Here is a 23,040-nt window from a genome sequence, read left to right on the forward strand (position 1 = left end):
CAGCTATTCTGACTTGGTGCGTTATTCTTGTTTCAGGGTGATTTGCCAATCGACGCCATGTAGCCTGCGCGCTCCCCCAACAACCCCCAGTGGGAATCCAAAGGAGCGGGGCATGTCTTTCCGTCACAGCGGGATGTCCGTCGTCGCCATGTGCGCGGCCTTCACGGTCGGTGGTAGCGCGATGGCGAGCACCCTCAACCAGAACACGTCGTGGACCATCGACCAGCCGTCGACGTCGACGAAGTACCGCGTGGTGGCCTACGGCGACTCCATCTACGCCGGCTACAACGGCTCCGTCTTCTTCTGGAACGTGGCCCGCCGCGCGGCGCCTGTGGTGCAGGGCGAGGACCTGGCGCGGAAGTGGAACGCGGACGTGGAGGTCATCCGCCGCACCAAGTCCGGCGCGAAGGCGGACGACATCTACAACAACAAGATTGTCTCTGAGCGCTCGTACATGCAGGCGGCCAACACCCGCGTCGTCATGTTCGAGATGTGTGGCAACGACTACCTCCAGGCCCGCAGCGCCTTCTCTGGGCAGACGGGCACCTGTAACTACTCCGGCCTGGAGGCCGCGCTGGCGACCTGCACCACGTACATGGAGCGGGCGATGCAGACCATCAACCAGTACGCGCCCGCCGCCGCGACCAAGATCATCTCCAACATCTACTACCCGGGCTTCAACGCGGACAACGTGAACACCCAGTGCCGGGACTCCGCCACGGGCCAGGTGGTGAACAAGCGGGAGAAGTTCCTGCCGCTCCTGGCGAGGAGCAACTGGCGCGCGTGCAGCCTGGCGGCTCGCCACGGCTTCAAGTGCGCGGACTCGTTCGCGGAGTACATGGCCGCGGATTACGACTCCAACGGTGATGGCAAGGTGGACTCCGAGGCCATCCGCTACATCGAGGGCGAGTCCGAGGCTGCGTACGTCCAGCGCATCTCCGTGACGCTGCGCTCCACGCTGCGCGACTCGAACACGCACTTCGTCAACGCGAGCACCAGCTACGACTACCTCCAGTCTGACGACACCCACCCGACCTACACCGGTGGCACCATTTCCAGCTCTGGCGGCACCGGCGCGCTGCCCACCGACACCTCGACCTGGAACAAGACGGGCCACGACCGCATGGGCTGGGAGAGCGCGAAGTTCAACCCCGCCAGGCCGTAGTCGCTGCGACCGCGCTCACGCCTCGAGTGTGAGTGCGGTGCTTGGGCCTCCGGTTGCCTTCGGGAACCGGGGGCCTTGTCGTTTCCAGCGCCCGGCGCGCACGTCACATCATGAAGCGCGCGCCGATCAACCCAAGGGTGCCGACGTAGTAGACGAGCCAGCAGAACCACTCCGCCGCGCGCCGCACGCCGCGCGCCCAGGCTGGCAGAATCCACGCCGCCAGGAGCGACGCGCCCTCCGCGACGACGCGCCAGAAGCAGGCGAAGAGCAGCAGGCACAACGAGATTGGCACGTAGTACCGGCCGAACGAACGCAGGTACGCGTCTAATCCGTACATCCTGTACTCACCCAGCGCGCCTCCAAACGAGATGACCTGGTACGAGTAGAAGAGGATGGCCGTGGGCACCAGCGGGAAGAGCACGAACTTCACCAGCAGGTGGTACCAGCGCCGGCGCCACAGGGCATGGCGTGCATGGGCGTAACGAACCAGTGTGTGGGATTGCGCGGCGCCTGGTGCTCCGTGCTGGCCCAGCGCGTTCAGCAGGGGCAGTGCGTCCTCCACCTCCAGCGCGTGGCTGAAAGCGCGGCCTGACCGCATCCGCAGCGTCAGGCCGGGGCCCGGGAGCGGCAGCCGCCAGGGGCGCACCGCGGTCACGGCTTCAAAGGGAATCTCCATCCGGGAACCGCCGCGCAGCGTCAGGGTCCACTGGTGGGTGTCCACGGCGACGATGGCCCGGCGGCCGCGGCGCAGCGCGGAGACGAACGCGAGCGGTAGCACGACTCGCAGCACCAGCCCGACGGCGATGGGCACGGGCTGCATCCGCTGGGTCCCTTCGGAAATTTCCATCCAGAGCTGCGCGGTGAAGTGGAGCAGGGCGCCCAGCGCGGCGAGCTGCGTCACCACCGCGAGTCCTCGCAGCCCGGGTGTCCAGGCGTGCACCGCGAAGCGAGCGGGCTCGGGCGTGGTGGCGGGTGGCGTGCCGCCGGGGGCATCGGTGACGAGAATGGACGAAGAGCTCATGAGGGTGAGCGGAATGCGCTGTGATTGCCTCGGAGGGGGTGGCTCCGTAGCATACGCAGCCCGGAGGTCTTCACGCGAACATGAGGCCGCAGTCCCCTGCACCAAAGCGTCGCGTTGACAGCGACGGCGTCACGCACATCACGCCCGCTCGAACGGGGAAGGGGCTGGGTGTGTGGCTCGTGGGCGGCGCGTGTGTCTTCACGCTCGCGTGCATTGGCTTGAGTGTCTGGTGGGGCTCGACCGACATCGAGGTGGAAGCGCCGCCGCCGCTCGCGGAGGTGCCGCTGCCCATTCCGCCTCCCGCGCCCGAGGTGCGTGCCCGCGCGCCGCGGACACGGCCGCCTCCCGTCGCGGCTTCTGCTTCGCAGCCCGCCCCCGAGCCTGTCGCCGAACTGGCCACCGATACCGATGTCCAGGAGCCGGCCATGGAGTCCGAACTGACGGGCATGCAGCTCTACCGGCCCGGGACGAAGCCCATCAAGAAGGGCCTCGTCGTCCCCGATGACTTCGAGCTGCCGCCCGGGTACGTGCGTCATTTCCAGTACAAGGACTCGGGTGAAATCGTGGCGGCCGTGCTGATGTTCCATCCCGACCATCAGCCTGTGGATGCGAACGGCCAGCCGATTCCCAAGCCCGCCGACGGGCTGGTGCCCGAGGGGCTGGCCCCTCCGGGAATGCCCATCCGACGGTTGGAGCTGCCCGAGGGCGCGGAGAGTGGGGCGCCCTCGCCGTGACCGGCGTCCAGGTGGGGGTGGGCCGCGGGCGGCACCTGGCGGTGGCGCTGCTCGGTGTCCTGGGGACCACGGTCCTGTTCGCGCTGTTCGGGCGGCTGGAGGCTCGCTGGCTGGCGCTCGGCTGGGTGGCGATGGTGCCCTGGCTCGCGGCGCTGGACCGGGCCCGCTCGGCACGCGAGGCGCTGGGCCTGGGCGTGCTGCTCAGCGTGACGTTCACCGCCGCCGTCTTTCACTGGTTCCCGGGCGCGCTCCAGGCGTACTCGCGGGCGCCCACGGTGGTTGGTTGGGCGCTGTTCCTGCTGGTGGCGCCGCTGCTCCAGCTCCAGTTCGTCGCCGCCGCGCTGGCCCGGTACGCGGCGCGGCGTCTGGCGCGGGAGGGGCAGGGCTGGTTGCCGCCCCTGGTAGGGACGCTCGCATACGTAGGCGTGGAGGGAATCACGCCCAAGCTCTTCGCGGACACGCTGGGACACGGGCTCTATGCCTCCGAGTGGCTGCGGCAGGGCGCGGACGTGGCGGGCGCGCCGGGACTCACGCTGGTGTTGCTCCTGGGCAATGAGTGCGTGCTCGCGGCGTTTCGTGCCTGGAGGGGCCATGGGGCGCGTGCCGCCTGGAAGCCCGTGGCGGGGCTCGCGGCGCTGGTGCTCGTGTTGTCGGGGTACGGCGCCTTCCGGCATGCGCAGGTGCGCGAGGCGACCCGGGCTGAGGGCGGGCTGGTGGTGGGCGCGGTGCAGGCGAACATCACCCGCTACGAGAAGCTGAAGGCGGAGATGGGCGCCTACGAAGTCGTGCGGATGGTGCTCGACACGCATTACGCGATGTCGGACGCGCTGCTGCGCGACGGACCGGTGGACCTGTTGGTGTGGCCGGAGACGGTGTACCCCACGCCTTTTGGAGCGCCGCGCAGCGAGACAGGCGCGGCGCTGGACGCGGAGATCGCCGGCTACGTCTCCGAGCGCGGGGTGCCGCTCGTGTTCGGCACGTATGACCTGGAGGGCGAGCGCGAGTTCAACGCGGCCATGTTCCTGGGGCCGTCGTCACCTGGAGGCGCGTTCGAGCGCGCCGCGTACCGCAAGACGATGCTCTTCCCGCTGACGGAGTGGGTGCCAGACGCCATCGATACCCCCACGCTTCGCGAGTGGCTGCCGTGGACAGGACGCTGGAAGCGAGGGCCCGGGCCTCGGGCGGTGAGCTTCACGCTGCGCGACGGACGCCAGCTCCGGGTGGCGCCGCTCATCTGCTACGAGACCATCTTCCCCGAGTATGTCGCGCAGGGCGTGCGGCAGGGCGCGGAGCTGCTGCTCACGCTGTCCAATGACTCGTGGTTCACCGGCACGCCCGCGCCCCGGCTGCACCTGATGCACGCGGCCTTCCGCAGCATCGAGACGCGGCGGCCACAGGTCCGGGTGACGAATTCGGGTGTGACCGCGCTCATCGACGTCACGGGCGCGGTGGTGGCCGAGGTGGACGACAACCAGCGCGCGGGCCTCACCATGCGCGTGCCGGAGACGGCCGCGCTGACGACGCTCGCCCTGGCGTGGGGAGACTGGCTGAGCCCATTGGCGCTGGTGTCAGCGGTGGTGGGCCTCGCGGGCGCGGTACTGGCGCGGCGGAGGGCTCGGCCCTGATGGGCTTCAGGACGTAGCGGGGGCCCTCGGTGCCGCCGTCAAGCAGGCTCAGGCGGTGCAAGAAGCCCGTATTCATCTCCACCGACGGGATGTGGCGCGTGGGAAAGCGCCGGGGCGATTTCTACGCGAGGCGCGCACCGAGCATGGCGCGCACCGAGCGAGTGAGGCTCTCGATGGAGACCGCATGGCCGCGCTGAGCCAACTGCTCGGCGAGCACCGCCATCGACCTGTCATCGCCGAGCGCCATGAGTTCGCGGCAGTGCGGGTCGCTCGCCAGCCATGCGAGCGCCTCGCGTGTTGCGAGTCCCTTGCTTCCGCGCAGCCGATTCTCGACCTCGGGCCGCAGCGCTGAGCGCCCTTCATTCGCGAGCGCCATCGCCCGGCCAGAATCGAGGTCGCCGCGTTCATCGAAAGCGGCGGGTTCGAACAGCTCCTCGAACGTCGCGTGGTCGTGGATGTCCGGCGTGAATTCGCCCCAACCGGTCGACCCGCACACCAGCGTCCGCCGGCACCGGTCCGCGTCGATGCTCGTGTTGCCGTCGAGCAACACGAGCGCGGCTTCGCACGAGCGCGCCCACAGCACCGCGCCGCCGTCACCCCACGTTCCGCTCACGATGCCGAGCCCACCGCCGGCGACCAGGTCGCCCTCGATTCCGACGCGCGCGCTCGCGGCGAAGCGCACGTTCCTCGCGCGCACGTTGCCAGTCACAATCAGCGTGCTCGTCAGGTAATCGTCGGTCGTGCACACGAGATCGCCGCTCGTCTCGAGGTCCCCGTCGATGATGACAGCCCAGGGGCCGGGCCCACTCTTGAGCGTGTCGTCGAGGCGCAGACCTGCGTTGACGATGCGAGGCACGACGATGCCGTTGGTCTCCGGGTCGTTGAGCTGCTCGGTCTCGAGGAACGAGGCGAGCCAGCTCGCCCCAGCAAATCGCCTGGCGACCTCTGCGAACGTCGTCTCTTCTCCGAGCTCGTCGACTTGAATCATCGCGAGCACGCTACGGTATGCAGCGCCGGAGCCGCAACGCTCGCCACCCCGTCACAGACGCCCGGCCTTGAACTCCTTCACGATGTGCGCACTGGCGCGCACGGCGATGGCCATCATCGTCAGCGTGGGGTTCTGCGGTCCCTGGGACGGGAAGCAGGCACCGTCGTTGATGAAGAGGTTGGGAACGTCCCAGCTCTGATTGTGGGGATTGAGCACCGACGTCTTCGGGTCCGTGCCCATGCGCGCCGTGCCCACTTCGTGGATGGCCATGCCCGGCGTGGACAACGTGGCGTTGGCCTTCTCCACGGTGAAGCCGGCCGCTTCCATCATCTCCTTGCAGGTCGCCAGCGCGTCCTCGGCCATCTTCAGCTCGTTGGCCGAATGCCGGCATTCGATGTGCGCGGCGGGGATGCCCCAGCGGTCCTTCACCGTCGGGCTGAGCGTCACGCGATTCTCCGGGCGCGGCACCATCTCCCCGAAGGGCACGAAGTGGCAGTTGTCTCCAAAGGTGAAGACCTGCACGCCGTAGCCGCGCGCGAAGTCCTGCTCCTTCGTGGCCACGTTGCGGAACTGGGGGATGTACGCCCAGCTATGCTCCTGCCGCTGGGCTTCGGGAGGCAGGTTCATCTTCGCCTCGATGCCCAGCATGTACGTGTGGTCCATCAGGTTGCGGCCCAACTGCCCCGACGCGTTCGCCAATCCGTCCGGGAACGCGCTGCATCGCGAGTTCAGCAGCAGCCGCGTGGATTCAATCGCGCCCGCTGCCAGCACCACCACCCGCGCGTGGGCCTCGTAGGACTTGCCCGTCCTCGCGTCGAGGAAGTGCACCCCCGTGGCGCGCCCTGTCGCCGCGTCGTACAGCACCTGGTCCACCACCGCGTTCGTGCGCAGCGCGAGCCGGCCCGTCTTCAACGCGGCGGGCATCGTCACGGGCGCTCCCGCGGTGCGGCGGACGATGACGCGGCGTTCCGGCCAGCGGCGCTCCACCTGTTCCTTCAGGCGCTGCTCCGCGGGCGTCATGGCGATGGCACCCGCGAAGACGGAGTCCGGCAGAATGTCCAGGCCATCCGCGTTGCCGTGGATACCCATCCACCGCTCCACCGTCTCGTAGTGCGGCGCCAGATCCGCCAGCGTCAGCGGCCAGTCCGGCCCCTGCCCATCCTGCGTGCCTGCTTTGAAGTTGAAGTCAGACAGTCGATAGAACTGGCGCCCGTGTGCCTTCACGGATGTGCGCCCGCCCACCTGCCGCGCACGAATCCACGTGAAGGGCTGGTCCTCCGGCGTGGTGTAGGGATTGTCCACGTCGTCGACGAAGGCGTGCGGGTGGAAGGGCCACGCGAAGGTGGTGCTCTGCACCGACTGGCGCACCTTGCGCTGGTCGTCCGTCTCCGCCAGGTAGCCAAGGGATTGGCGCATGCGGTGGAGCATCCACAGCATCCGGTCCGCGCCCATGCCGCGGCCCGCTTCGAGCACCAGGACACGCAAGCCTGCTTCCGTCAGCTGCTTGGCTGTCCATCCGCCGCAAGCGCCACCACCCACCACCACCACGTCGAACATCATCCTGGATGTGCCCACAGGTTTCCTGGCGCGACAGTGCCGTCTTTGATGGCACTGTGAGTTGTCTATGTGGAGTGTAAGCTGCTCAGTACGTGGCGGAGCAACGTGGGTCCCGTCTGCACTCCTGGGGTTCAAACACCCCAGCTTCCTTCCGCGAGGTCCAACGAAGATGAAGTGGCGGTGGCTGCTGGGTGGAGCGCTCGCGCTGGGGTTGCTGGGCGCGCTGGCGGTGTTCGGTAGGGCGCTGCGTCATTCCGAGGCCTACTTCCACTACCCACGTCCCAAGGCCGAGCGCCCCGCTGACTTCGCCGAGGCAAAGGACGTTTCGCTTCAGACGTCGGATGGGCTGACGCTGCGGGGCTGGTACGTGCCGTCCCGGAACCGCGCCGCCGTGGTGCTGGCGCACGGCCTGTCCCAGACGCGCGCGGACCTGCTGCCCGAAGCGCGAATCCTGCGGGCCGCGGGCTATGGCGTGCTGCTCTTCGACTTGCGCGCCCACGGTGAAAGCGAGGGCGGTTTCTCCACCTGGGGAGACCTGGAGCGCCGGGACGTGCGGGCCGCGCTGGACTTCGTGCGCGCCCAGCCGGACGTGGACCCGGAGCGGGTAGGGGCGCTCGGCTTCTCGATTGGCTCCGCGGCCGTGGCGGAGGTGGCGGCAGAGGACCCGGCGGTGCGCGCCGTGGTGCTGCTGTCCCCGTTCAACACGCTGTGGCTGGCCGCCGCGTATGACTTCCGCCGCTTCGGCTTCGTGTCGCAAAGCGGGGCGCTGGTGCCCTTCTGGCGCCGCGGCATCGCCCTGGAAGAGGTGCGTACCATCGACGCGGTGGAGCGCATCCGCCCCCGGCCGCTGCTCATCGTCATGGGGACGGAGGAGTCAGGACAGCCGCTCGCCGACGAGCTCTTCGCCAAGGTGCGCGAGTATGCCCAGACATGGCGCATCCAAGGCGCCGGGCACGGGAACTTCAGCGCCACCGAGCCGGAGGCGTACCCGCGCCGGCTGACGGACTTCCTCAATGCCGCGTTGCTGGCGCGCGGCACCTCGGCGACGGACGCGCGCTGAGCGTCACTCCGCCTGCGGAGCCGCGCTCGCCGTGGACTCCAGCGCCGCGAGCTGCGCCAGGAAGGCGCGGCCCTTGGCCGGGTCCGTCATGTGGATGAAGGCGGCCATGCCCTTGAGCTGCTCCAGCGACTCGCCCTCGCGGCCCGGCTTGCCCTTCTTCCGGTTGTGGATGGCGGCGCGCAACTGGCGCACCACGTCGCGCGGAACCCGGGCCGCCGGCGCGTCCTTGCCCGCCGCATTCACGACCAGCCCCGTCACCCGCTGCCGCGTGCCCTTGCGCGCCACGCGCGTCTTGTCCGGGTGCACGCGGAAGCCCTCCGCCTCCACCACTTCCTGCACGCGAGACAGCAGCACCGCCACCGGGGGACGCTGCGTCCGCCGCGCCTTGGGCTGCTTCGCCTTCGTCCACGAGAAGGTCAGGTCGTCCGCGTAGCGCGTGTACGTGAAGCCCAACCGCTTCGCGAGCGCGGACAGCCGCTTGTCCAGCTTCAGGCACAGCGCGTTGGTGATGCCCGGCGACGTGGGCGCGCCCTGGGGCAGCGCGCGCGGGCCCTTGGCCACGTGCAACAGCTTGCCCCGGAACTGCACCGCCTCCCGCGGCGCTTCCGTGGAGAGCAGCGACAGCAGCGTGGACGTGCCCTCCGGCAGGCCGCCCTTGCGCAACAGGCCCTTCACCCGGCGCCAGGTGACGGAGGGGAAGAAGTCCTTGAGGTCCACCTTCACCACCACGTCCGCGCCCTGGTGGGCCAGCGCGTTGGTGAGGATGGAGCGCCCCGCCACGAAGCCGTGCGCCGCGCCGTGCACCGGCAGCCGCTCCACGACGTTGGACAGCACCCAGCGCTGCGCTTCCTTCAGCTCCGGCTTGGGGGACGTAATCGTGCGCTTGCTGCCGTCCCGCTTCGGAATCGTCCAGCTCACGTAGTGCGTGGCCGTGTCCACCTCGCGGTGGAACGCGAACCAGCGCAGCTTGGACACGCTCAGCCCCAGCGCCTTGGCCAGCGCCTCCGCCGAGTCCAGCTCCGTCAGGCCGTTGGCCCGGGCGCGCTCCTCGCGGTGGGGCACGTCGAACGCGTCGGCCGGGCGGTCCTCCGCCCAGTGCACGCCCGCGCCCAGGTGGCCCACGTGCGTGGCCTTCCAGGCCTCGTACGCCTGACGCTTCAGCGCGCGGCGCTCGGTGGCCTCGGCCTTCTTCTTCTCCTTCCAGGCCTTCTTGTCCTTCTCGGAGGCGCTGGAGAAGTCCAGGTCCTCCACCGCGAGGCCCTTGGAGACGAGCTGCGCCTGCACCCAGTCGTCGGCACCGCCCGCTTCGTCGATGGCCTTCGCGCGGACGAGCAGCGCTTCGTGCGCGAGCCGGCGGGCTTCACGCTTCGCGGCCGCGTCCGGCGACGGAGCGGTGGGTTCGGGCGTGGGCACGGCCTGCGGCGAAGCTGCGGGGACGAACGGGTCCAGCCTGGCGGTCATGTCTGCACCTTGGGCGGGCGCGGCGGTGGAAGACGGGACATGGCGCGAGCAGTCGAGGGAGGCCGGGAAAGCACCACCATCTTACCTGGGGCACGGTAGCCTCACCGGCTCTCCCCTCCTAGGCACTACGGCCGGGGTGGGTAAACGGCGGTCGCGTCGTTGGCTCCGCTACCCACCCTGGCCGTAGTGCCTAGGAGGGAGAGAGCCAAGAACAGGCTACCTTGCGGAGAGTGTCCTGCATTCCAACCGGAGCGGCGCAACGCCGCTCCCGCGCTCGAGGCGCTCAGGCTGATGCACTCCGGACCTCTCTCGGCTGCTCGCGCGTGAAGCGCACGTCGTCGTCTCTTCGTCGCACCTGTCCTGCCGGCCGCGCGTGGCGGCCGAGCCGTGGTTGAAGGGTTTACACCAATGCCGAGGCCGCGTCGATGTAGCCGTCAGCCGCCAACTTCTCCAGGCGCGCGAAGTACGCTCCGCGCGCTTCCGCATCCGAGTCGAACCAGAGCCGCTGGTGACGCGGCGAGCCCGTGCGCGGGCCCCACTCCACCGCCACCACCTGACCATCCAGGGAAACCCGGTACACCGTCTCCAGGCCGCTCTCCGCGTCGCGCCGCACGTAGGAGCGCGTCTCCGCGCGGATGAGCTTGCGGCCCTCGGGCGTCTGCCGCAGCGCCTCTTCCTCCGCGCGGCGGCGCGCGTAGGCCAGCCGCAGCGCCAGCAGGTGCTCGCAGGGGCCTTCCCTCAGGCCGGAGCGCCGGTGGTGCGGACACCCGCAGCTCGCGTCCTTCACGCGGCCTTCCAAATCCAACGTGAAGCTGGGGAAGAAGCTGCGCAGGGCCTCGCGGTCCACCACTTCGCCGTGGATGCGGATGCCCTCTCCCACCACGTCGTGCACCTTGGTCAGCTTCACCTCGCCCGCACCCGGAGCGCCGTCGCCGCCCAGCAGGCGGTGCGCCCGCGCTTCCAGCTCGTTGCCGTAGCGGATGACGGCGGCGTCCACCGGCGTGGGCATCAGCTCGCGCGGACGGTACTGGCCGCGCGCCACGTCGAAGAGGATGCGTCCGCGCAGGCACTCCAGTTGGAGCGCCGCGCGCACGGACTCCTTGGGCGCGCCGGCATTGGCGGCGAGCGTGTCGAAGGGCAGGGGGCCTTCGGTCCGCAGCCGGTTGCGAAGCTGCTCCGCCAATCCGTCCGGCACCGCGCGGGGCATCAGCACGTCGAAGGCCGCGGCGGAGGACCAGCCGCTCTCCGTCCAGCCCGTGAGGCCCAGCGTGAGCGTGGCCGCGCCCATGTCGATGACCCAGAACACCGGCAGGCCGGGGCCCATGAGCTGCACCCGCACCGACTTCGCGTGGGGCAGCAGGCGCGCGAGCGCGGCCAGGCGCTGACGGCCGAAGGTGCGCACCACCGCGGGCGCGGTGCCGTTGTACGTGCCGCCGTGGCACTCCAGCACCAGCTCCCACGGCTCCAGCACCAGCCGGGGCGCGGCGCCGGGCACCAATTCGAAGCGCAGCGCGCGGGGGGCCTTCTTCGCCTTGCGAGCGCGCAGGGCGAAGAGGAGGTTGTAGAGGTCGATGGGCGCCAGCTCGCAGGTGCTCGCGGGCAGCGTGGCGGCGGACTGCACCTGGAGGAAGCCGCGCAGCCAGGCGTGGGGCACCTCCACGTTGCGCGGGGCGCGGGCCGGCTGCGAGGCCGGCGTGGCCAGCGCGACGTGCGCCTCCAGGGAGACGGGCACGTAGGTGCGCAGCCGGTCCACGCGGGCGGGCAGGTCCGGCGGCACGTCCAGGAAGGTGGAGCCGTGCGCGGCCTCGCGGCCCTCGAAGAGGCGGTTGTCGAAGGACAGCCGGGCGTAGGCGCTTTCGTCGCGGGAGAAGACCTCCAGGGACACGCTGTCGGGGTCCACCGTGAGCACGGGGTCCAGCACCGCGTCCTGCTTCTTCTCGCCGTCCAGCGCGTTGTCCAGGAACGCCTTCTGCGCCTCCCAGATGAGCGCGCTGGCCCGCTTGCCCTGCTTCATCAGGTAGGCGAGGTACGCGGTGCGGTCCTTGCCCCGGTAGCGCAAGTCGCTGGCGAGGATGCCGAAGGTGGCGGCCAGCGCGTCGCGGAAGAGGGCGGCGTCGGTGACGCGGCCGCTCACGCCCACGGTGCCGCGCGAGCCCTCCAGGGCCAGGCGGACGCGGGAGCCGTCCGTGCCGGACTCGACGTCGCTCGCGGTGGCGTAGCGCAGCTCGACGGGGTGTCGGGTGGCGGTCGTCACGACGGGTTCCCTTCCTTCCGGTTCCGGGCGCGCTCAGCGGCCCGGCGTGCACGTTTGTGGGCGCGCCAGGCGGCCTTGCGCAGCTCCACGGTTTGCGACTTGTCGAAGGCGGCCTCGTGCAGCAGTTTCGCCGCGTCGTCTCCGCCCAGGCGGCCCAGCGCGGCCCACGCGTCCTGCCGCGTCTCCGGCTTCGCGTCGGTGGCCAGGGACTTCAGGGGCTCCAGCGCGTGGGCACCCAGCAGCGTCGGCACCGACAGCCGGCGACCCTCGGAGGTGGCCAGCAGCTCCCGTGACGTCCGGGCCCCCATGGGACCGAAGGCCACCGCGTCGAAGGGCTTCACTTCCAGCGCCCAGGCGGTGGCGCGCTCGGGGGCGAGCTTCGCCAGCGCATCCGCCGCCGCCGCCCGCACTCGCGCGTCCGGATCCACCAGCGACTTGCGCAGCGTGTCCGCCGCGGCGGCGCGCTCCTTCTCGTTCGTCAGCACGGCCGCCGGGGCCTGTCCGGTGAGCGTCAGCGTGCCCCCCGGCGTGCCCAGCCGGCCCAGGGCGCGCGCGGCCTCCTGGCGCACGGTGCCCGGGGCCGCCGTCTCTCCTCCCTGGAGGAGGGTGCGCGCGGAGTCGGCTATGCCCGCGGTGCCCAGCCGGGAGCCCGCCCACAGCAGACGCTGCCAGGCGCCTTCCAGCACGGCGCGCCTGGCCGGCGCGGCGGAGGTCCAGTCCGTGGCCGTGCGGCGCTCGGCCGTCACCAGCGCGCGGGACAGCGCGGCCAGGTCCACCGTGCCGGGCTCGCGGGCCTCACCCGTCCAGGTGCCCACCAGCAGCGCGGCCTCCTCGCGGGCCTCCGGCTTGTCGTGGCCCAGCAGCGCCACCACTTCCGGCAGGGGCAGGGCGCCCCGGCGTGCGAGCCCGCGCCGCAGGCGCAGCCGCAGCGTCACGTTGTCCAGCGTGGCCAGCCGGGGCACCAGCAGCGCCGGGTCGCCTTCGTTGGCGAGGTAGGCCGCGGCGGGCGCGGAGATGTCCGGGTAGCGGCTGGCCACCGCGTGGAACTCCACCCGCGTGCGCTCGGTGGGGAACAGCACGTCGAGCGCCTTGCGCGCCTCCTTGCGCAGCTCTGGCTGGGGCGCGTCCAGCGCGGCGGCCAGGGCCGTCTCCGCCGCGGTGTCCTTGAGCTTCCCCAGCTCCTGGGCCGCGGTGAGCTGCACCATCAGCGCCGTGCTCGTGTCGCCGAGCAGCGCCTCGATTTTCACCCGGGCGCGCTCCCCGCCGATGGCGCGCAGGCCCTTCACGCCGGCCTGCTGCAGCACCAGCGTGGCGCCCTCCACCGCGGCGGCCTCCACCTTCTCCTCGACGCGGCGGCGCTCCTCGCCGTCCGGCAGCTTCGCGGCGAGCCGGCCCAGGCCCTCGATGGCGGCCGACACCATGCTCGGCTCCACGGGCGCTTCCGCCGTGCCGCCCGCGGCCACCGTCTCCAGCTCGGCCAGGGCGCGCGCGTCACCCAGCGTGCCCAGGGCCAGCAGGGCCCGCTCGCGCTGGCCGTCCTCGCCCGCGCGGGCGTACAGCATCAGGGGCCGCAGCGCGCTGGCGCCGCCCTTGAAGGCCACGCCTTCCGCGGCCGGCAGCATCAGGTCGCGCGAGCCGCCGCGCAGCACCACCTCCAGCGGCTCCGCCGGGGCGCCGTGCTCGATGACGCGCTTCGCGTAGGCCTCCACGGCCGCGCCGCTCACGGTGGGGAAGCGGTCCGTGAAGAGGCTGACCAGCAGCTCCGACTGGCCGGCCTCGGCGCCGTGCTCCAGGTGCCGCAGGGCCTCCAGCCGCACGGCGACGTCGAAGCTCTTCACGGCCTGCCGCAGGAACGACACGGCCAGCTTCACGTCGCGCTTCTTCACGTCGCTGCCGGCCACCGTCATGGCCGCGGTGACACACTCGCTGCGGATGACGCCCTCTGCGTCCGTCTGGCACTGGCGGGCCAGCACCTCCAGCGCCTCGGGCCGGCGCGTGTTGCCCAGGGCCGTCACCAGCCGCTTGCGCTCATGGTAATCCTGGGCCGCGGGCAGCCGGGCAGCCAGCGCGGCCACCGAGGCGGGCGTGGCCAGCCGGGCCAGGGCCTCCGTGGCGCGCTTCGCGGCGCTCGCGTTCTCCGCGCGCAGGAACGTGGCGAGCACCTCCACCGCGCGGTCATCGCCACGCCACGCCAGCAGCTCCGAGGCGCGCAGACGCAGGTCCTCGTGCTCGCTGGCCATGGCGCGTCCCAGCGCCTCGGTGACGCGCGAGTCGTTGGCGCCCGCCAGCCGCTCGATGACGCCCACGCGCAGGTCGGCGTGCTCGCTGCCCAGCGCGGCCAGCAACGGCTCCAGGCTGCCGGGCGGGCTGAGCTTCTCCAGCAGCTCGAAGGCGTAGCGGCGCACGTCCGTCAGCGGCGAGTTCAGCGCGGCGGTGATGCGCGGCTTCGCGGCGTCACCCCGCGTGGCCAGTTCATCCAGCGCCGCGCGCGCCACGTCCGGCGCCAGCGAGGCCAGGGCCAGCGCCAGCGGCTCATCGCTGCCGGCGGGGAAGAGCTCCTTCAGTCCGGCCAGCGCGGCCTTGCGCACCAGTTGGTGCGGGTCCTCCAGGGCGCGCAGCAGGGCGGCCACGGCGGCGGGCGTGCCGGCGAAGCCCTCCAGCGTGAGCTTCACCACGCGGTCCACCGCGTCGCGACGCACGCGGTGGCCCTCATCGTCGCCCGTGGACACCTGCCGCAGCAGGCCGACGTAGGCGCCGAAGGCCAGCCGGCGCAGGTGCTGCCGCTCCGCCTGGGCGGAGGCCTCGGGCGAGGCGGCGGGGGCATCCGTCTTCACGGCGGAGAAGATGCGCCGCAGCCAGTTCTTCGCGGGCGTGGCCTGCACGGGCGAGCTGGTGGGGGCCGTCTCCGGCTTCCAGGGCGCATCCAGCGTGCTCGGCCGCGCCACCTTCTTGGCGTGGCGGAAGTACTCCAGCGGCTTGTCACGCAGCAGCAGCACCTGGGCCGCCGCGTAGCGCTGCTCGGGCTGGAGGCTGGACAGGGCCTCCGCGAGCCCGACGACGTACTTCACGCGCTCCTCTTCGGCCGGCCAGTCCTTCATGTCGGCCACCTTCTCCGGCCGAGGCGGCAGCAGGGCTTCCACCAACTGGGCGCGCGCCGCGTCCGGCTCCGTGCGCAGCTCCAGCGCGCGGGCGGCGGCGTAGCGGACCTCCGGCCTGCCACTGGAGAGGGCGCTGGTGAGCAGGTCGGGCGGCTCGCCCCGGCGGCTGGCGCGCAAATCACGGGCGAGGACGATGGCGAACACCATCTCCTGCACCTCGCGGGCGCGGTCCTCCAGGCCGTGCAGCAGGCCGCCGTCACCCTCCGGGCCCAGGGCCGCGAAGGAGAGGATGGCGCCCAGCCGGATGGGGAGGTGGTCGTGGCGCAGGTTGCCGGTGAGCACCGGCAGGGCGCGCACGTCACCCAGGCGGGACAGGCCGTCCGCGGCCCAGGAGCGCACCGCCACGTTGGCGTGGCCCAGCGCGTCCAGGAGGAAGCCTTCGTCGCCCCGGCGAGCGGCGGTGGCGAGCCCGCGGCCGCCCTGCTCCTGCATGTCACCCAGCTCGTGCGGCAGCAGCACGGTGGCGAAGAAGGTCAGCAGGCGCCGCGAGCCCAGCGACGCCAGGGCCCGCGCGGCGCGGATGCGCAGCGGCACCAGGAAGGCTGGAGGGTAGAGCCGCTCCATGTCCTTGTCGGTGATGAACGCGCGCATCGGCTCGATGATGTCTTCGGCGCCACGCGGAGCCAGCAGCTCCACCGCGCGCACGCGCACCGGCAGCGGCGCCGCGGAGAGCCCGGCCAGCAGGGGCCCGTTCTCGTTGGGCACCAGCTTGTCCAGCGCCTCCAGCGCGGCCACGGCGACGGGGACTTCCTCGTCCTGGACGCGCTTGAGCAGCGGCGAGCGCAGGGGCTCGATGGGGGCGTGGATGGCGCCCTTCGCGGCGTGCTCCCGCAGCGGCGCGTGCGTGGTGGCGAGCGCCGCCAGGTGGGCCTCCGCGTGCTCCTTGCCCACGTGCTTCACCCACGCGTCATACGCGGCGGTGGCCACGCTGGTGTCGCGGTCCTCCACGGCCTTCTTCAGCCGCTCCAGCGCCCAGCCCTCGGCGGCGCGCTGTGCCAGCACCTCCACCGCCCGGTGGCGCAGGTCGGGGAAGCGGCCCGCCAGCGCGCGGTCCAGCGCCTTCTCCGGCGCCTTCTCGTTCCAGGCCCACAGCGTGCGGAAGGCCTCGCCGCGCACCTTGCCGGATTCGTCCTCCAGCGCGTCGCCCAGCAGCGCCTCCGCGCCCGGCGCCGCCGCGCCCAGCTTCACCAGCCGGTCCAGGCCGCGCACGCGCACGTCCTCGTGGCCCGAGCGCAACGCGGCCTCCGCCGACGCCAGCGGCGCGTCCGCGTCCAGCGCCACCACCGCGTCCAGCGCGGCGGCACGCACGTCCGCGTTCTCGTCGTCCAGCATCCACACCAGCCGCTCGCGAGCGCGCGCGTCCTGGAGTGCCTGGAGGGAGGAGGCAGCCACCCGGCGGATGGCGGCGTCCGGCTCGCGGGAGAGCTGGAGCAGCGCGCCCAGCGCCCGTGCGTCGCCCAGTTGTGCCAGTCCGCGAGCGCCGCGCACGGCCGTGTCCGGCGTGCGGCAGGCCATGGCGGCCAGCAGCGGCTCCAGGTCGCTCTCGGTGATGGCCGCGCCCGTGGTGCCCTGCGCGGGCATCGCATCGCGTGCGGCCTGGAGCTCCGCGTCGGTGATGGGCGGATTGCCCGCGACGCCCTGCGCACGGCGCGCGCGCTGGACCAGCCAGCGGGAGACTTCCTTGGTGCCCCGGCCGAAGTCCTCGTCGCGTGACTCCAGCGCGTGGGACAGCGCCCGGCGCTCCATGACGCGCACGGTGAAGGCCGTGCGGCGAACGCCGGGGTCCGCGTCATCCAGCGCGCGGGCCACCAGGGCCTGCAACTGCGCGTGGCCGAGCAGCCCGCCCGCCACGGTGCGGATGAGCACCTCCACCTTGAGCTGGGAGGGGCCGCGCTCGAAGGCGGTGCGCAGCGGCTCGGCGCCGTCGCCCGGCACCACCTGGGTGAGCGCGTCCAGCGCGGCCAGGCCGACCGCGCCCTGGTTGTCCGCGAGCTGGCCGGCGATGAGGCCCGGCACCAGCGGGGACGTGCCTCCCAGCTTCGCCAGCAGCTCCAGGCCCAGCACGCGCACTTCCGGGTGCTGCGAGCCCAGCGCCGCGCGCGGCGCGGACAGCGGCGACTCAGGCTCCAGCGCGACGAGCGCGTCCAGCGCGGCCTTGCGCACCATCGGATGCGAGTCGTCCAGCCGCTCGCGCAGCTTGGGGCGCGCGGCGGTGCGGCCCTTGTCCGCCAGCTCGCGCACAGCGAGCCGCCGGACCTCCGCGTCCTTCTCCGAGGACAGCACCTGGAAGAGGAAGTCCAGCGCCTCCGTCTCCTCCAGCGCGGCGGCCTCGCGCACCGCGGCTTCGCGGCGGGGACGGCCGGCCTTGAGTGATTCCGTCAGCAGGTCGATGCCGTGCTGGGACGTGTCGTGGTCGCCCGCGGGCGAACCATCCGCCGCGAGGCCGAAGCGGTGCGTGCGGCGGTCATCCCCGCCCGTGAAGACGGAGCCCAGGGACGTCTTCGCCAGCCGCGGATTGGCCGGCGGCACGAAGGCGAGCGCCTGCACGGGCTTGCCCCCCGCGTCGAGCGAGCGCGGCTTGCGGCGGACGTCCAGGCGCCAGACCTTGACCTGGCCGTCGCTGCCCGAGGACCACACGCGGTCACCGGGCTCTTCCCCACCGGGCTTGGCGGTGGGCGTGGGTGGGAAGAGCAGGGCGAGCACCGGGCCGGCATGGCCGGTGTCCTTCTCGCCGCGGACCTCGAACTCCACCGCGCCCACGAGGTACCAGATGCGCAGCTTGCCGTCGTCACCGGCGGACACCAGCCGGCCGTCGCGCGGCGTGAAGGCGAGCGCGCGCACGGCGCCTTCGTGGCCGGCCATGTCGCGCTGCGCCCCAGTGGCCACGGTGAAGACGCGCACCACGCCGTCGTCACCCGCGCCCGCCGCGTAGGTGCCGGAGGGGTCCACGGCCACCGCGCGCAGGGGCTGGGTGGACGCCTTCCACTCGTGCATCTTGCGCGTGGACTCCCAGTCCCAGGCGCGCACGACGCCGTCCGCGCCCGCGCTGAAGAGGAGCGTGCCATCCGCGCTGGAGGCCAGCGCCGTGACGCCGCCGGGGTGCACGTCGTTGAGCTGGAACTGCACCTGCCCGTCGGACAGCGTGCCGATGCGCACCGTGCCATCCGCGCCGGCCGCGGCCCATTGACCACCGGCCAGGGCGAGCGCGTTCACCGCGGAGGGCAGCTCCGTGCTCCACAGCACCTTGTTGGTGCCGGGCTCGAACGCGGTGAGGCGGCTGGCGGTGGATGCGCGAGCGCCGCCCACCAGCAGCAGGCGCGCATTGGCCGCGAGTGCGCGGACCTTCTCGATGTTGCCGATGGCGAGTACGGGCATCACGCTCCTCAGTGGCTGCTCTTCTTAGCACCAGCGCCCTCAATACAAGAGCGCGCAGTGAGGGAGTTCGCGGGGCCGCGCGCCTCAGCGCCCGTTGCCCCGGATTCCCGTGGAGCGCAGATAGAACCGGGCCGTCTGCGCGAGGAAGCGCAGGGGATATCCAGGGTCGGCGAGCTGGCGCTGGAGTTCACCGCCCAGCTCCGACAGCAGCGTCCGGAGCAGCTCCAGCTTGCTCGGGTCGTCCAGCGTGGAGGCACGCCCCAGCGAGGGCATCCGCCGCCGCCACACCGGGCTGCTGGCCAGCGCGGCCCTCACCCCGTCGAGGAGGTCCAGGAGCGTGGGCGGCATCAGGCCGATGGAGATGGACAGCGCCTCCTCGGTTGCCTGCGCCATGTGCCAGTGCCCGCCTGGGATGTAGATGAAGTCCCCGGCGCTCAGCGAGTGCGTCTCGACGGGCGTCTTCTCCTGCGCCGCCAGGGAGCCGCTGGGCACGGACTCCGGCAGGGGCGCGGGGTGGAGCGTGTTCTCCCGCAGCAGGTAGTCCTTGCGGCCCGCCGTCTGGAGGATGAACACCTCCTCCGGGTCGCAGTGCCAGCCGAAGCCGTGGTGCCCCGCGGGCGTGCAGTAGATGTGCAGGTTGATGCGACCGTGCAGCTCCGCGCTGAAGGCGCGCGCCAGCTGGGCCAGGTCCGGGTGGTGCAGGTCCGGCTGCCGCAGCGCGAGCGTGTAGCCCTGCGCGAACAGCTCCCGCGCCGCCTTCGCCGTCGTGGGCCTGTCTCCCGGGTAGGGCACGCCCTGGCGCGCGAGCAGCACGTCGCAGGCCGTCTCCTCGACGAGGAAGTCGATGGTCTCCCACGTCCCCAGGCGCTGGAGGCGCTCCGCGGCGGAAGCGCCGGTGAAGGGACGCCGCAGGTAGTGCTCCTGGAGGAAGCGCTCCCGCGGAAAGCCATTCAGCAGTTCATCGAGCAGCATGGGCGTTCAATCTGCTCAGGCGCTTCCGAGTTGCGCATCCGGGTGCGCGGCCCGCAGCTGCACCAGCGAGGCGAGGCAGCTCTGCCATTCCCCCTTGGCCAGCGAGCCGGTGAACTCCTCCAGCACCGGCGCCACCACGCGGGCGAAGGTTGCGTCGTCCAGGCCCAGGTCGCGCACCAGCTCGATGACGCGGCGCTTGGCCACGCTGGCGGACAGGCGCTTCTGCACCTCGCCCTCGCGGGCCTCCTTGGCGCGGCCTGGCGGCAGGCCGAAGAGCATCTTCCGCAGGAAGGTGCGCAGCGCGTCCACGTTGGCGAAGCGCTCCGTGCCACTGGCAGCCGGGGCCTCCTTGGCGCCCGCGGGCTTCCACCCCTCCGGCAGGTGCGTGGGGCGGTGCTTCTCCCAGAGGAGGCGCACCGCGAACAGGCCCACCTCGCGGTCCGCGCTCTGCATCAGCCATGCGAGCCGCTCGGCGCCGCCCAGCCGCGCGTAGTGCCGGCGGATGAGCTCCACCGCGACCTCGCGCGTGCTGCGCTTGGTGCTCTCCGTGAGGGAGAACACCTTCACCGGGTCCAGCTCCTCTGGCTGGAGCGTGTGCCGGGCGTCCGCGCCTTCCTCGCCCGCGCGCAGCAGGGCGTCATAGGCCAGGTTGCGGATCTCCTTCGCCTCGGCGTCCGCCAGCTCGTACACGCGCGTGTGCCAGCCCCAGGCGCGCAGCTCCGCGCGGGCAATGGCCAGGGCGAAGCGGCGCACGTCGTCCCGTGAATCGGTGAGCGCGGGCCACAGCAGCTCTGGCGTGTACGCCTTGCGCGGCGCGCGGGGCTTGAGGTTGTAGGACTTCGACTCCGGCTGCTCCGGCCCGATGACGGGGTGGTGGCAGCGCAGGTACGTCTGCGCGAAGGCACGCACGGGCGCCGGCTGCTTCGCGCCCAGGGCCAGCTCGAAGAGGCGCTCCAGGCCCGCGGCCGCGTCGCCCGCGTCGCTGAAGTCCGCGGGGGCCACGTTCTCCAGCAGGTAGCGGTGCGCGAAGCCGTGCAGCTCCGGGTCGGCGCGGCGGGCCAGCGCCAGCAGCCAGGGCACGGTGAGCTGGCGCGCGGTGAACAGCTTGCGGTTGCCCAGCAGGCCCAGCGCCACGCCCCGGTACTTCGCGCTGAAGACGCGCGCCTTCACCTGCTCCACGTCCAGCCCGGGCAGGCTGTCCGCGCGCATGAGCGCCTGGGTCGCCATGTGGCTGATGCGGGGATGGGCGGCCTTCTCCAGCAGCCACTCCGGACCGATGGCCGCGGCCGGGTAGGCCGACAGCGCCCGCATCGCCAGGCCTTCCACGGGGTGGGGCTTCTTCTGCAGCCGCGGGTCGTCCAGCAGCGCCTTCCAGAAGTCGGCGGGCAGCTCGGTGGCGCCGTACTTGGAGCTGATGAAGCCCTTCACCCAGTTGAGCTGCTCACCGGTGCCCAGGTACATGTCGCGCAGGAAGTCCGCGGGCAGCTCCGCCCGGTCGAACGACTGCGCCAGCGCGCCCGCCGCGAAGGACGAGGTGGCCTTGTGCTGCAGGAGCCGCCCCAGCAGCGCCACGCCCAGCTCGCGCGGGTTGCGCTTCTCCAGCGTGGCCGCGGCGAAGGACTTCACGTCCGGGGCGCCCTGGGCCACCAGTTCCTCCAGGCGCTCCGCTGGCAGGTCCTGCGCGTGGGCGCGGGCGTACTCGATGGCGTAGGCGCGGGCCTTGGCGCTGGGGGACAGCAGCAGCGCCAGCACCGCCTCGTGCAGGCCGAGCTCGCGCAGCCGGCCCTGGTGGAACTCGGGCGAGCCCTGCAGCGTCTCCACCAGGAAGTCGTGCGCGCTGCCCAGCGGACGGCGGGCGAGCCGGTCCAGCCACGCGGGCGTCACCTTGCGCAGCGCCTCCGGGAAGTCCTTGCGCAGGCCCTGGATGGCGAAGCTGGCGGCGGGGTCCGACTCACACACGTCCAGCAGGCGCATCAGCGCGTCCGGCGAGCGCTTCCACGCGTCCGGGAAGGCGCGGTGCTTCACCATGTCGCTCGGCGGCGGCATGGCGAAGGAGTCCTGCGTGTACTTGCCGCTGCCGTGCGCCCAGATGTGGTGGGCCACCCAGACGCCGTACCAGGAGGTGTCCGTCTTGTAGTGGCGCAGCACCTCCACCGCGAACTGCGGGTAGAGCTCCGGCACGGCGGCGCCCAGGTGGCGCAGGTAGCGCCACGCGCGGCGGCGCAGGTAGGTGAGGGTGCCGCCGGAGACTTCCCGGCTGGCGCTGGGGCGGTGGCGCTCCACGTCGAAGCGCCAGGCGAGCACGCCGAACAGCTCCGCGTCGTGGTGGGCCTCCGCCAGCTTGTAGATGCGCTTGAGTCCGCCCCACAGGCCGAAGCGCAGGTCCGCGCGGCGGGCGATGTCCATCAGCGCCGCGCGCGAGGCCTGGGTGCCGCGCTGGTAGAGCGCCACCAGCAGGTCGGCCAGGGCCAGGCGGGGAGGGCGGGGCACGTCCTGCTGCGCCAGGTAGCGCTGCCACGCCTCGGAGGAGGCCTGACGCCGCCCGTCCGACTCGTAGTGCGCCCGGGCCTGGGTGAGCGTCCGGAGGAGCGCGTCGAAGGTGAAGGCATCCTTCGGCAGCGGCTTCTCTGGCGTCTGCTCGGGCTGCTCGAGCAGGGCGAGGACGGCATCGGCCAGGTCAGGGGACTCGGCGCGGACCAGCCGCTCCAGGTCTGCCGCGCTCAGCGCATCGCTCGTGGACGTGGACATGGAGGGGGATTTACCACGCTACTTCTTCCAGAACATCAACGCGTCGAACAGGTCCAGCCCCGGGCCCAGGGCGCCGCGGGAGCTGTTGTTCTCGAAGTACGTCAGGTCGACGAGCAGGGCGACGGCCAGCACCAGCTGCCGCAGCCGGAAGTCGGTGCACTGGGGCTGGAAGTCGAGGGTGAAGGTGTCCGCGGCGGAGAAGCTCTCCTGGAGGAAGCCACTCCAGCGTTTGCGGACCACGGCCACTTCCACGTCATTCTGGAAGATACGGAAGGTCCAGGGCCTGAGGAGCGGGCCCTTCACGGTGGCGATGACGGCGCCGCCGGGCGTGACGATGTCCAGGTGGCGTCCCAGCAGGGTGAAGCGCTGCTGGATGCGCGCCATCAGCCGGCCGTCCCAGGCCAGGACGTCCGCCTTCGTGAGGAGGATGCTCCAGGGACGCTCCACCACGAGCGCCACGATGCCGCCCAGCGTCATGCACTCCATCCGGGCCTTGTAGAAGGGCGAGAAGGTCCGCCGGAGCATGGCGCCGAAGCCACGGGCCTCCTCCTCCACGTACAGCGCGACGCGGCCCGTGTCGTCGCACACCTCGTAGCGGTTGCGCGTCTGGGCGCCGAAGATGATTTCCAGCCCCTCGCGCATCTGCCGCATGCGCAGCGCGGGCGTCTCCATCATCCCCTGCACCGACTGGCGCAGCTCGATGCTCATGTGGCGCGGGTCGCCCGGGAGCCCCTTGCCCGCGCCGGACGGCACTTCGACCTCGGAAAGCGGTTCCAAGGCCGCGCTGGAGGGCGCCTCCGGCTGACGGGGGGCGCGGCCACGCCAGTCCAGCTCCAGTTCGGTCGTGTCCGCCAGGGGGCGCTTGTCGCTCATCCGCTTCACTCTAGGCGTGGGCTGGGACAACCGATAATCGCACCCGCGC

At 71.9% G+C, this 23,040-nt stretch carries 13 protein-coding genes; 4 read left to right on the top strand and 9 right to left on the bottom strand.

Features of this window, described 5'->3' with window-relative positions; translation table 11 throughout:
* The first annotated feature begins 112 nt into the window (after nucleotides 1–112).
* A complete protein-coding gene (locus tag FMP39_RS02125) occupies nucleotides 113–1,165 on the top strand; it encodes an SGNH/GDSL hydrolase family protein (protein WP_090491037.1) in 1,053 nt (350 codons plus the stop codon).
* 103 nt (nucleotides 1,166–1,268) lie between these two features.
* On the opposite strand, the gene FMP39_RS02130 is transcribed toward FMP39_RS02125, so the two are convergent.
* On the bottom strand, nucleotides 1,269–2,186 hold the full coding sequence (locus FMP39_RS02130; RefSeq protein ID WP_228557570.1) for a hypothetical protein: 918 nt from the start codon (nucleotides 2,184–2,186) through the stop codon (nucleotides 1,269–1,271).
* Between the two features lie 218 nt (nucleotides 2,187–2,404).
* Here FMP39_RS02130 and FMP39_RS02135 point away from each other — a divergent pair, with 218 nt between their 5' ends.
* Together FMP39_RS02135 and lnt are read left to right on the top strand one after the other, a co-directional pair.
* On the top strand, nucleotides 2,405–2,920 hold the full coding sequence (locus FMP39_RS02135) for a hypothetical protein (protein WP_228557571.1): 516 nt from the start codon (nucleotides 2,405–2,407) through the stop codon (nucleotides 2,918–2,920).
* Complete coding sequence (gene lnt, locus FMP39_RS02140; RefSeq protein WP_141588367.1) at nucleotides 2,917–4,545, top strand: apolipoprotein N-acyltransferase; 1,629 nt, start codon at nucleotides 2,917–2,919, stop codon at nucleotides 4,543–4,545. The genes FMP39_RS02135 and lnt overlap by 4 nt, the downstream gene beginning before the upstream one ends.
* Before the next feature lie 121 nt (nucleotides 4,546–4,666).
* On the opposite strand, the gene FMP39_RS02145 is transcribed toward lnt, so the two are convergent.
* Nucleotides 4,667–5,533, bottom strand: a complete 867-nt coding sequence (locus tag FMP39_RS02145) for a hypothetical protein (RefSeq protein ID WP_228557572.1) — start codon at nucleotides 5,531–5,533, stop codon at nucleotides 4,667–4,669.
* 51 nt (nucleotides 5,534–5,584) lie between these two features.
* Nucleotides 5,585–7,108 carry a GMC oxidoreductase gene (locus FMP39_RS02150; RefSeq protein WP_141588369.1) on the bottom strand — a complete coding sequence of 508 codons (1,524 nt, stop codon included), beginning with the start codon at nucleotides 7,106–7,108 and terminating at the stop codon, nucleotides 5,585–5,587.
* A 151-nt stretch (nucleotides 7,109–7,259) separates the two neighbouring features.
* Between FMP39_RS02150 and FMP39_RS02155 the strand changes: the two genes are divergently transcribed.
* Entirely contained in the window at nucleotides 7,260–8,150 is an 891-nt protein-coding gene (locus FMP39_RS02155) for an alpha/beta hydrolase (protein ID WP_141588370.1), read from the top strand.
* A gap of 3 nt (nucleotides 8,151–8,153) precedes the next feature.
* On the opposite strand, the gene FMP39_RS02160 is transcribed toward FMP39_RS02155, so the two are convergent.
* The 6 genes from FMP39_RS02160 to FMP39_RS02185 form a co-directional block, all read right to left on the bottom strand.
* Nucleotides 8,154–9,611 carry a reverse transcriptase family protein gene (locus FMP39_RS02160; protein ID WP_141588371.1) on the bottom strand — a complete coding sequence of 486 codons (1,458 nt, stop codon included), beginning with the start codon at nucleotides 9,609–9,611 and terminating at the stop codon, nucleotides 8,154–8,156.
* A 400-nt stretch (nucleotides 9,612–10,011) separates the two neighbouring features.
* Nucleotides 10,012–11,865 carry an SWIM zinc finger family protein gene (locus FMP39_RS02165; protein ID WP_141588372.1) on the bottom strand — a complete coding sequence of 618 codons (1,854 nt, stop codon included), beginning with the start codon at nucleotides 11,863–11,865 and terminating at the stop codon, nucleotides 10,012–10,014.
* A complete protein-coding gene (locus FMP39_RS02170; protein WP_194858202.1) occupies nucleotides 11,862–18,398 on the bottom strand; it encodes a HEAT repeat domain-containing protein in 6,537 nt (2,178 codons plus the stop codon). The genes FMP39_RS02165 and FMP39_RS02170 overlap by 4 nt, the downstream gene beginning before the upstream one ends.
* A gap of 84 nt (nucleotides 18,399–18,482) precedes the next feature.
* Entirely contained in the window at nucleotides 18,483–19,370 is an 888-nt protein-coding gene (locus FMP39_RS02175) for a cupin domain-containing protein (RefSeq protein ID WP_141588374.1), read from the bottom strand.
* Between the two features lie 15 nt (nucleotides 19,371–19,385).
* Nucleotides 19,386–22,118, bottom strand: a complete 2,733-nt coding sequence (locus FMP39_RS02180) for a hypothetical protein (RefSeq protein ID WP_141588375.1) — start codon at nucleotides 22,116–22,118, stop codon at nucleotides 19,386–19,388.
* A gap of 18 nt (nucleotides 22,119–22,136) precedes the next feature.
* Nucleotides 22,137–22,991 (bottom strand): phospholipid scramblase-related protein, encoded by an 855-nt coding sequence (locus tag FMP39_RS02185; RefSeq protein ID WP_228557573.1) that lies wholly within the window; start codon nucleotides 22,989–22,991, stop codon nucleotides 22,137–22,139.
* Between the last annotated feature and the right edge of the window lie 49 nt (nucleotides 22,992–23,040).

The sequence above is a fragment of the Myxococcus sp. AB056 genome, assembly GCF_006547365.1.
In the GTDB taxonomy this organism is placed as follows: Bacteria; Myxococcota; Myxococcia; order Myxococcales; family Myxococcaceae; genus Myxococcus; species Myxococcus virescens.